Annotated in this window: 11 protein-coding genes and 1 pseudogene; all 12 read right to left on the bottom strand. The window is 33.3% G+C overall.

All coding sequences use genetic code 11. From position 1 onward, the window contains the following. Positions 1 to 143: 143 nt before the first annotated feature. The 12 genes and pseudogenes from BN161_RS21375 to BN161_RS21320 all read right to left on the bottom strand — a co-directional run bounded on the left by BN161_RS21375 (position 144) and on the right by BN161_RS21320 (position 10,532). Positions 144 to 1,274, bottom strand: a complete 1,131-nt coding sequence (locus BN161_RS21375) for a glycosyltransferase (RefSeq protein WP_044270105.1) — start codon at positions 1,272 to 1,274, stop codon at positions 144 to 146. Beyond that, positions 1,237 to 2,439: a hypothetical protein gene (locus tag BN161_RS21370; RefSeq protein WP_044270103.1), complete on the bottom strand. Its 1,203-nt coding sequence runs from the start codon at positions 2,437 to 2,439 to the stop codon at positions 1,237 to 1,239. Before BN161_RS21370 ends, BN161_RS21375 begins: the two co-directional genes overlap by 38 nt. 116 nt (positions 2,440 to 2,555) lie before the next feature. Continuing rightward, positions 2,556 to 3,566 (bottom strand): polysaccharide pyruvyl transferase family protein, encoded by a 1,011-nt coding sequence (locus BN161_RS21365; RefSeq protein ID WP_081743768.1) that lies wholly within the window; start codon positions 3,564 to 3,566, stop codon positions 2,556 to 2,558. 3 nt (positions 3,567 to 3,569) lie between these two features. Then, positions 3,570 to 4,454 carry a glycosyltransferase gene (locus tag BN161_RS28270; protein WP_052356388.1) on the bottom strand — a complete coding sequence of 295 codons (885 nt, stop codon included), beginning with the start codon at positions 4,452 to 4,454 and terminating at the stop codon, positions 3,570 to 3,572. A gap of 1 nt (position 4,455) precedes the next feature. Beyond that, on the bottom strand, positions 4,456 to 5,907 hold the full coding sequence (locus BN161_RS21355; protein WP_044270101.1) for an oligosaccharide flippase family protein: 1,452 nt from the start codon (positions 5,905 to 5,907) through the stop codon (positions 4,456 to 4,458). Beyond that, entirely contained in the window at positions 5,891 to 6,469 is a 579-nt protein-coding gene (locus BN161_RS21350; protein WP_052356387.1) for an acyltransferase, read from the bottom strand. The genes BN161_RS21355 and BN161_RS21350 overlap by 17 nt, the downstream gene beginning before the upstream one ends. Further along, positions 6,466 to 7,566: a DegT/DnrJ/EryC1/StrS family aminotransferase gene (locus tag BN161_RS21345; protein WP_044270099.1), complete on the bottom strand. Its 1,101-nt coding sequence runs from the start codon at positions 7,564 to 7,566 to the stop codon at positions 6,466 to 6,468. Before BN161_RS21345 ends, BN161_RS21350 begins: the two co-directional genes overlap by 4 nt. A 5-nt stretch (positions 7,567 to 7,571) precedes the next feature. After that, entirely contained in the window at positions 7,572 to 8,573 is a 1,002-nt protein-coding gene (locus BN161_RS21340) for a 3-oxoacyl-ACP synthase III family protein (RefSeq protein WP_044270097.1), read from the bottom strand. A 12-nt stretch (positions 8,574 to 8,585) separates the two neighbouring features. Next, positions 8,586 to 9,341, bottom strand: a complete 756-nt coding sequence (locus BN161_RS21335; RefSeq protein ID WP_044270095.1) for an SDR family NAD(P)-dependent oxidoreductase — start codon at positions 9,339 to 9,341, stop codon at positions 8,586 to 8,588. After that, positions 9,341 to 9,568: a hypothetical protein gene (locus tag BN161_RS21330; protein WP_044270092.1), complete on the bottom strand. Its 228-nt coding sequence runs from the start codon at positions 9,566 to 9,568 to the stop codon at positions 9,341 to 9,343. The genes BN161_RS21335 and BN161_RS21330 overlap by 1 nt, the downstream gene beginning before the upstream one ends. Positions 9,569 to 9,571: 3 nt before the next feature. Further along, positions 9,572 to 10,120, bottom strand: coding sequence for a GNAT family N-acetyltransferase (locus tag BN161_RS28265; protein WP_052356386.1), 549 nt, complete (start codon positions 10,118 to 10,120; stop codon positions 9,572 to 9,574). Further along, a pseudogene (locus BN161_RS21320) lies at positions 10,117 to 10,532 on the bottom strand (sugar 3,4-ketoisomerase). The gene BN161_RS28265 and the pseudogene BN161_RS21320 overlap by 4 nt, the downstream one beginning before the upstream one ends. Position 10,533 lies beyond the last annotated feature (1 nt).

Here is a 10,533-nt window from a genome sequence, read left to right as displayed (position 1 = left end):
CTATACATTTGATAAGAGCTTTTTGTATAACAATAAAGCTAAGAATATAAAAAATTACATCATAAACTATTATTTATGCCATTAAGTTACTTGATAATATTATTTATATAAATATTACATATTCCGTTAGCCCAATATTTAACCTATAAAAGATTCCGCCAATTCTGAATACACCGTTCCAACGAAAATCGTTCATCAAACAGGCATAAATTCACTCTAAAATTAGTACATAAAAGAGAGTTGATTGCAGTACATAAAAATTGATTTGTGATCAAATTATCTTCATTTATTGCTGGAATTAAATATCCATATGGCGTTTGAATAATATCATCACCCCCTGATTTAACACCTAGGATCTCAGCAGGTCCAGATAAACAATCGACCGCAATAACAGGAGTTCCACACAATAAAGACTCAACTAATACTAATCCAAAACCTTCCCATAAAGAATAAAGAATTAAGCAAGAAGAATGTCTAATATATTTATATGGATTAGCTTGATAACCTAAAAGAAAGACTCTATTCTTTAAATTTAAGCGAATAATTGTATCTTTCAAAAAGTTGTAGTCAGGTCCTTCCCCAATAATCAATAAATTTACATCTTGTCTTTCTTTTGCTATATCAGAGAAAGCCGTTAATAAAAATCTTTGCCCCTTTTCATAACTTAATCGACCAACAATCACTAATGTTTTTTCTCCAAATAAAGTCTTCTCATCATCATTTATTTCAGCCTCAGCCAAACACTTTATACGCTCACCATCCACTGGATTATAAATAACTTCTACCAAATTTCCTTTAACTCCCCATTTTTCAACTAAATCGTTTCCTACTCCTTTAGACACCGCAACTACTCGATCCGCCATATTATAGAATATTCCAAAAGCTACTTTATAAAATATCTTTCTTATTCCATTCAATTCGTTTGACTTATAAGAATGAGTTGATACTACAACTTTTTCTCTACATCTAGTCATTACATTTATCAAATTTGCACTTTCTTGAAAACTCACCACTGCATCAAAATGACATTTTTTCTTTATACGTTTTATAGCAATACATTTTTTTATAAAAGAAAATATTTTCAATATAAAATTACCTCCAATTTTGACATTCAGTGAAATTATATGTCCAGAATAAGGATATGCTATCACTTTAGAATTATATAAAATGATAACTTTTAGTACATCATCACCGATATTTTGAGACAAAGTGGAAACTACTGCCTCTACTCCACCACTACTTAATACAGGTACTATTAGAGCTATTTTTTTCATTAAAGTAATTGGAAAAATTATAGAAACAATAAAAAAGAAGCAACACCTTAATATTCATATTTGAACCTAACAAAAAATCTCCTTTTACATGTGAAAGTATAAAATAAATAATCAAGAATATAAAAAAGCAAAATTGTAACTTATTATTTCGGTTATAGTACAATACAGATGAAAATATTTTACTATAAATAAACATTATAAAAAAAGTACCAATAAGACCGAAATAGAAATAATGTCTCAAAAAGCCTGCATCTATCCCTAAATAATAAAACTGACTATCAAAGGGATCAACATAACGGCCATCCCCAAATATCACATCAGTATGAGGTATGTTAGAATACCAGTCTATCAAATAATTAGAAGAATGCGTTTCTATTGCCCCAGTTTTTTCATATGAGATAAACATTTCAAATGCATAAGGTATCATATATTCATCAATCATAAATTTTAAATCAGCCGACATAATTCTATAACACAGCAACGCAATAATAAATAATATTCCACATCCCAATATGCAACCCTTCAACAATCTTATTAAGGTTGTCTTAGAGATCAATGTAAAGTTACTACCAATACAAGATAATAATACAAGAACAAATGACAGTATTATTCCAATAAACCCCGTTCTCCCCGATATAAAAACAGACAAAATAATCACCACAAATTTAAGAAAGAAAAATCCTTTCATTTGCGCTTTATACAACAATGGAATAATCATTAACCCAATAGATTGCAACACCGCCAAATCATACGTAGTACTAGCCGCTAAACCAACTCCACGAAATCCTCCATACCTGTCACTTATGAGCATCCTTGTATCCTCCTTCACTATTGAGAAAAGAAAATCTTTTATATAGGGAAAAGAAATGCTTAACAACATTATCACAGCTTGTAAGGTAATAACATTCACAAGCATTCGCATTATAGAGTTAATATTATTTTTACCAACTTTAATAAGCAAATACACTATTGTAACTGCCCCTAATAAATGCTCTATTACAAATAACAATTCAGAATAAATCAGACTAAAATCATAAGTTCTTTTACCTATTACTAAAAAGCAAGAATAACAAATAAGTATAATCCATCCCCAAAGGATAGTTCTCATATTCAAAGGAAGAAATACCTTTTTCTTCTTCTTCACTATAAACAATAATATTCCCATGAAAGCAAGTAGTTTGCCTGATGATACGGGAAGAAACCTAAACGGAACATTATATACATATACAAACATTAATATATATGTACATAAAATTGAAGAAAAAGAAAATATTTTCGAATTCAATTATATAAGGAATAAAATAATGTATCGTATACAGATTGAGATAAAAGAGGAGAAATATTGTTATCCATGCAATATTCTTTCTTAAATGAACGTAACTTATCTGAAAAAGAGAATACTTCAATGTTTTTTTGTAATGCGTAAGCAATAATCAATGGATGCATCCGCCCAGATATAACAAGTTCAGCTCTAGATAAAATTGTCAGAAAAGTATTCAAAGAATCAACCTGCACAATTTTTATATCCGATACATGTTTTTTGAATGAGTTCAAAAAGACAAAATCTTCATAAGTACTATAAAACAAACTAACCTCATATCCTTGTGCACACTTTTGTCGAATCAAATCTATCCAATACGAACAATATTCCTCTAAATTCAACTTTCCATTATATAAACGATAAACTTTATAATCAACTATTGAAATCAAACAGAGTTTACTATAAGAATCCTTCTTTGTTAATAACCGATGAATTAAAAAGGCTGAATCCGGAACAAAACCAACATTTAAACCAAATTCCTTTTTCATCATATTTTGTGAATGTTTATCACGAACATATATTGAGTCAGCTCTCCTAAAACTTACACGATATAAAAAACTATCTAAATAGCTAAAATGACTGCCGCACCCAACTGCAAATAAAATAATTTTTGATTTCAAAAGAAGTGTCCACATAAACATAGCTATTGGAAAATTTGATTTTGACAATACTAATTGCCCACCTCCTATTATAGCAACATCAAATTTATCAGCTAGTACATTTCTAATCCTAAAATAATTTTTAAATAACCATATCAAATATTTGGGTAATATAAATTTAAATATATTTTTTAATATTCTAAAATTAGTATTACAATTAGCAATTTCATGATAATTACCAAAAGAATCACCAGAGAAATTAGCAACAGATACTTCATGATTTGCTTCTTTCAAAACTCTTTCTAAACAATAAGCAATGGCTTGATCTCCATAATTATCAGATAAGCCCTGATTCACTATCAAAATTCTCATGTTTCAAATAAATCTATATAGTAAATTCAGCCAATATAGTCGAATTTTTGAAACAAAATCATTTCTATCATAGGCAAGTTGACACAACTCTCTATATCTCATATATTTACTAACCTTTTTTAAAAGACAAACTCGTTTTTTTTCCGATATGAGTTTAGAATTAAAGGCCGTCTCTATGTCTGTAAAATACTGTTCTGCAATACACTTCGTTTTCAAAGTATATATATTACCAGGTGATGACATATTATTATCATGAATCCTATAATACATGCAGCTATCTCCCATCAGAAGAATTCTTCCCATTAATAAACACCTCAAACGAAATGTACTATCTTCAGTGGGACAAGAATCATTCAATTCCCCAAATACCTCCATAACTTCTCGAATAAAAGATAATCCCGTACCATATACCATAAAAGAACTCTTCCTTAAATAAGAAGCATTTAACTTATAAATATGATTATATTTTTTTCGAGGATTATCTATAATTCCCCCAATTGTATTTATTTTTACAACTGGAAAGACTACACCTACAACTGTATCTTTACTAAGAGCTTTAACAGTTAGCTTAGTTCTATGAGGTAATGAAACGTCATCACCAGCAGCTAAAATAATATATTTTCCATGAGTATGATTAAATAGTACTTTATTAATATGAGGTACTAACCCCATATTATAATCATTCCTCAAAAGAATTAGTTTATGTTTACCTGTATAACAGTTTGTTACACTTTGTATTATCTCAAATGTCTCATCTGATGAGCAGTCATCAGAAATTATTATTTCTAAATCATCATACTCCTGAGATAGAGCGCTTTTAACAGCTTCCGCCACAAAAGCAGCTTGATTATAAGTAAATAAACAAAAAGAAACCGAAATTTTATTCACATTAAAATATTTTTTTCTTTAAAGAGAGAATAGAATAAATAAAACTAAATAGCATAACTATGCTAGTACAAACATAAGAATATGGTTGAGCCATATATTTTATAAAAGCGAAACTTGCCAAAACAAATAAGGAGGAAAAAAGAAAAATTGAAATAGCATTACGAGACAACCGAAAATCATATCTTCTTTTCACAATAAAATAAACTTGCAACATATAAACTAAATACCCAAGTGAAAATGCAACCCCTAGTCCATCAATCCCCCATGACAAATAGCAACATATATTTAAAAGTAACATATAAGCATTAGCTATTAACTCATTATATATATATAATTTACTCTCTCCTTTTGCAACAAATGAATATCCCATTACCCAACTTCCTACTTTAAAAATCATACCAAGCATTGAGAGTTGCATAAATGTCGTAATTGCAATAAAATCAGATGAATATAATATAACCACAGCCAATGGAGCAAAAAGCAAAAATAATATAATTATCGGAGTTATTATCAACAATGAAATTTCTCCTTGCTGATTCATCAACTCACAACATTTTACATCATTTTTATTAACAGTAGCCAAACGTGGATAATAATCTGTACCCATTGCAGTAAATATCATTCCAACATAAGTACTAACGACAGACCAACCTGCTTGAAAGAGTCCAACCTCAACAATTCCACCATTAATATTTAAAAATGCGCGCATAAAATAACTAATACATAACCCCAACATGCTATTAAGTCCCATTGCAAACCCCATCGCAATCATATCTTTCCCATTTCGCCAAATAACCTTCAACGGCAATCTCACATATTCTATTTTCAATTTCTTATAAAAATAGGATACCGATAAATAAGTTATAATAGACGTTAAAAGCAATGTTGGAACAATTCCATCTATTTTCCAAAAATAATAAAAAGGTATGGAAATTAAAAAAGCTAGAATAGCTCCTAATACAGAAGAATTAGCTAAATATTTTATTTTTCTCATACCCTGAAGGACAGACATTTTAGCTTGCATCATCTGCTGAAACAAAATAGTTATAGATAAAACTATAAATGCGTATTCAAAGTCAACACTATCAAATGTAAAAATACTAATAAAACGTGATAACAAAATTGTTACTATAACTCCAATCCCTCCCAATAACAACATCAGTTTATTCACAACAGATACTGTAATTGTTATTTTTTCCATATTTTCTGAAGCATAAGCCTCAGATATATTCCTAACAGAACTCGAAGATATACCAACATTGGTAAAACCTGCAATCATTTGTATTGTAGACTGCAATAAACTATAAAGCCCATACCCTGAGGGTCCCAATAATAAAGCAATAATCTTAGAACGGGCTATCCCAACCAATATATTAATTACCTGTACCCCACCAAATATAGAAGTTGCCTTAATAATCTGTCGATAAGCCTGTTTATTAGATACATCCTTCATCTATCCGTTTAATTATTCTCGCAGGAATTCCACCAATAATAACATTTTCTGGAAAAGAGCCAGAAACTACCGCTCCAGTAGCAACAATAGAGTTTTTCCCTATATATGTTTCTTTCAATATTGTAACATTACTACCAATCCATACATTATCTCCGATCCCAACACTTCCAATATGCCCTAAGCGACTTCTCAATAACGGATTAGTATTATGCGCTTCATGATCCATAATACATACATTGAAACCTATCCTCACATTATTTCCAATTTGGATAGAATTAATTGCACATACAAAAAAATTATTATTTATAGCTACATTATTTCCAATTACTATTGTGGCTTCAATTTTTCTAGTCTGTAATTCAATACCTGCCCCCCTGTAATATCCTCCTATTTTATATCCCAATATACAATTATCACCAATATAACATTTCCCTTTTCCTAAATAATATACCTTTTGAATGGATAAAGGAATTCGCCCCCTACAAACAAGCCTATTAAGAAATAATGCCATTAGATTACAATATATAAATCTAGCTTTATAGAATATTCCCTTTCCTCTCATCTATATTTATTTAAATAATAAACAATAAATTCCAACTCTTCTTTCAATATTACCGGACTCATCGGCAAACTCAATTCTTCATCATGTATTTGTTCAGTAATAGGGAATGAAAGATTATTCCATTCCTTATAGCATTCTTGCTTATGAGGAGGAATCGGATAATGGATGATTGTCTGCACTCCGTTGTCAGCCAGATATTTCTGCAACTCGTCACGTTTCTTTGTACGGATGGTAAAGATATGGAATACATGAGCATCCCAGTCTTTCACTATTGGAGTAATGATATTCGGATTGGTTATATGCTCAATATAATATTTAGCAATTTTCTTACGGATAGCCACATCCTCATCCAAATGCTTCAACTTTACACCCAATACAGCAGCCTGTATTTCATCCAAACGACTGTTACGGCCACAATATTTAAACACATACTTCTTTTGAGAACCATAGTTAGCTACCGCACGAACGACTTCTGCCAATTCTTCGTCATCCGTTGTCACAGCACCCGCATCGCCAAATGCCCCCAAGTTCTTGCCCGGATAGAAACTATGACCAGCAGCATCACCTAGAGACCCCGTTTTTCGTCCATTAAACTTGCAGCCATGAGCCTGCGCATTGTCTTCTACGAGCTTTAGATCATATTTCTTACACAATTCACCTATCTTTTCCGTATAAGCACATTGTCCATACAGATGGACAATCAAGATCGCCCTAGTACGTTCCGTAATAGCAGCCTCTATTTTTGAATCGTCTATCTGATAAGTTTCAATACTCGGCTCTATCAATACAGGCTTTAAACCATTTTCTGAAATCGCTAGAATAGAAGCAATATAAGTGTTTGCAGGTACAATCACTTCATCACCAGGCTTCATAACTCCCATTTCTATATAAGCTCGGAATATCCAAATCAATGCATCTAAACCATTAGCACAACCTACTGCATATCTCGTTCCTATATATTGAGCATAATCAGCTTCAAATCTTTCATTCTCCTTTCCTTGAAGATACCAACCGCTATCCACTACCCGATCTACGGCTTCATGAATTTCATCAGCATACTTCTGAGTAATCTTTTGTAAATCCAAAAACTTTATCATAATAATTAGAATTTTAAAACAGTACCCGCCCAACTCAGACCAACCCCGAATCCGGCAATCATCACTTGCATATCTTTATGAATTATTTCATTTGTCAAACAGTCTTTCAAACCTATCAGTATAGTAGAAGAAACCGTATTGCCTGTTTCAGAAAGGTTTATATAATATTTTTCTTTAGGCAGTACACAGACCTTCCGTATAGTGTTAAGCATGAATTTATTTGCCTGATGAAAGACAAAATAATCTATCTCCTCCTTTTTGATAGTATTTTTTTCAAGTACCTGCTTAAGCATCAAAGGAACAGCATCAAGAGTAAAATTAAAGATAGCACCTCCATTCATGTAAAGGTAGTCATCATAACGAAGATGCCCTTCATCATCTTCATCCGAATACCCTGTCCTGTTTTTATAACGGGATGCCCCAGTCTTTACTATTAGATTTTCCGCCCCACTGCCATCAGTTCCCATAACAAAGTCTCCAATCTCAGCCATACCGTCAGAAGATATCAGACATGCAGCAGCTCCGTCTCCAAAAATAGAACGATTACTTTTATCCTGAGGATGCAAATATTTATTATACGTTTCTGATGTTAATAAAAGAATATTCCTTGCTATGCCTGCCAATATAAGGCCTTTAGCCAAAGCAAGACCATAGACACAGCCAGAACATCCAAGATTATAATCAAAAGCACCACTATTCTTTGGAATCCCCAAACGGTTCTGAAGCACACAGGCCGTAGAAGGTAAAAAATAATCAGGACTTTGAGTGCAAAGCATGACAAAGTCTATTTCCTTTGGATTGACGTGATACTCGTCAAAAAGTTTTCTCGCTGCTTTCTCTGCCATATCACCTGCCGTTTCATTCGAAGCAGCAACATGGCGAAAATCAACTCCTACTTTGGAAGCTACTTTCTCCACACTCCACTCTGGAAATAGACTGACTAATTCATCATTGGTCATTATTCTTTCCGGTAAATAATAAGAAATTGCTTTTATATAAGCCTTCATACTTTCAAATTGTTAAAGTTCCTTCGCCCCCCCCGTCAAATCAATACTACTACCTGTCATCCAGGAAGAAGCATCGGACAAAAGATAAACTGCTAAATAAGCAACATCTTCCGGAGTTCCATAACGTTTCAACGGGTACTTTAATTGAGCCTGTTCCAGTTCTTCCTTGGATATGCCGCCCTGCAAAATTAAATCAGTCCAAACCATCGCCGGGCAAATACTATTGACGCGTATCAGCCTCGGAGACAGTTCCAAAGCCAGACATTTGGCATAACTCAGGATTGCTCCTTTGGAAGCACTATATGCGGCATTTCCAATACTTGGAGCATCAGCCGCACGGGAAGCGACAAAGACGATAGAAGCTGCTCTGTTAATTTTCTTTTGTGACAACAATGCTGTCTGTAACAATATAGGAGCTTCTACATTAGGCTTAAAAACATACTGCAGATCATCTTGTGTTATTGACTTGCACAACACACGACTCCCCACACCGGCACATTGAACTATACCATCCAAATTAGAGATACTTCCAACAAGGTCATCAATGTCTTGTCGTACATTCAAATCGGCACAAATAATGGTATGCATCCCAGCAGACATCAAAGACAAGGTTTCTTCCAGCTTCTGACGGTTACGTCCTGTCAATACCACAGTAGCACCCATCTTAGAACATGTTATCGCAATCGCCCTTCCTATTCCGGAAGAAGCACCTGTAACAAGTACTTTTTTTCGGGAGAGAGAAAAAGGATTAAAATGCAACTCTTCCATTATTTGGAAAGAACAAGTTTATACAAGTCTTCCACGGTGTCACAGGAACGAATTTCTTTACCTGTCACAACTTTATTGAATGAAGTCTTTACAAAGGCAATTAGAGACATAGCCACCAAGGAACTCCATTCATCCAATTCTCTGAAACGAGTATCCTTATCAAATACAGAAGCATCAGTTTCATCGAACTGATCCGCAAAATTCATTATAAAATCATTTAACTCCATTATTTATTCTTTTAAATTCAGTAATTGAAGTATTTTTTCTTTAGAAGCCTGATAATCTGATTTTGACAGTTTGAACAAATAATCCAAATCCGTTTCACCTATCATTTTAGCGCCCATCATTTTATGTATCTTTTGAACGTGACTATTGCCTTTCCTAACGTCAAAGAGGTCATTTTGTAATCCTATACAGTCAAACATAATATCACGCATAATCAGCAGGGTAGCAATGGAAGCTTCAACATCAGTGTCAGGTTTACACAGCCAGCTTCCTCCCGTCCCGCAATCACCGTGGATATCATAGATTCTGTTCAGACCAAACGGACCATCATCATTAGTGTAGATAAAATAGTAATCCTCCCCCTTGCGCTCCCTTTCCTTATAAGCTTTCATCCATTCAAGCTGTTTCACCAAATCATTATCTGTCTTATGAAGAAATCTTGATAGCCTTTTATCTGTACGTAAGGAGAGTATGAAAGAGGCATCCTGTTCCGTCACCAATCGGACTTTCACACCATAACGCTCCAACTCAAAATTCTTAGAGAGTATATTCATTTCTGGTATTCTATAAATGCATTATAATCTCTGATATAATCACCTTCATCATAGCCATGAGAAGCAAGTACCAAGCAGATAGATCCTGATGAGAATCCTTGCTCAGCGGCCCAAATACCGGGAGGAACATGCAATCCGTAAAAGGGGCGATTTAAAAGTACAGTACGTTTATTAGTACCATCATCCAATATCACCTCATAACTGCCACTGGCAGCTATTAAAAACTGGTGACACTTTTTGTGGGCATGCGCTCCTCTGGCTTTCCCCCCCCCGGAATGTCATACGAATAGAATACGCGCTTTATAGCAAATGGTACATTTACGTTACCATGAATCGGCGTGATATTACCCGAACGATTCTCTATCTTCGGAAGTTCAATAATAGAACAATCATAAACTGTAGGCTTATTCATA

The organism is Bacteroides timonensis (genome assembly GCF_000513195.1).
In the GTDB taxonomy this organism is placed as follows: Bacteria; Bacteroidota; Bacteroidia; order Bacteroidales; family Bacteroidaceae; genus Bacteroides; species Bacteroides timonensis.
Note: the sequence above shows the minus strand (reverse complement) of the source record. Positions and strands in the feature narration are given on the sequence as shown.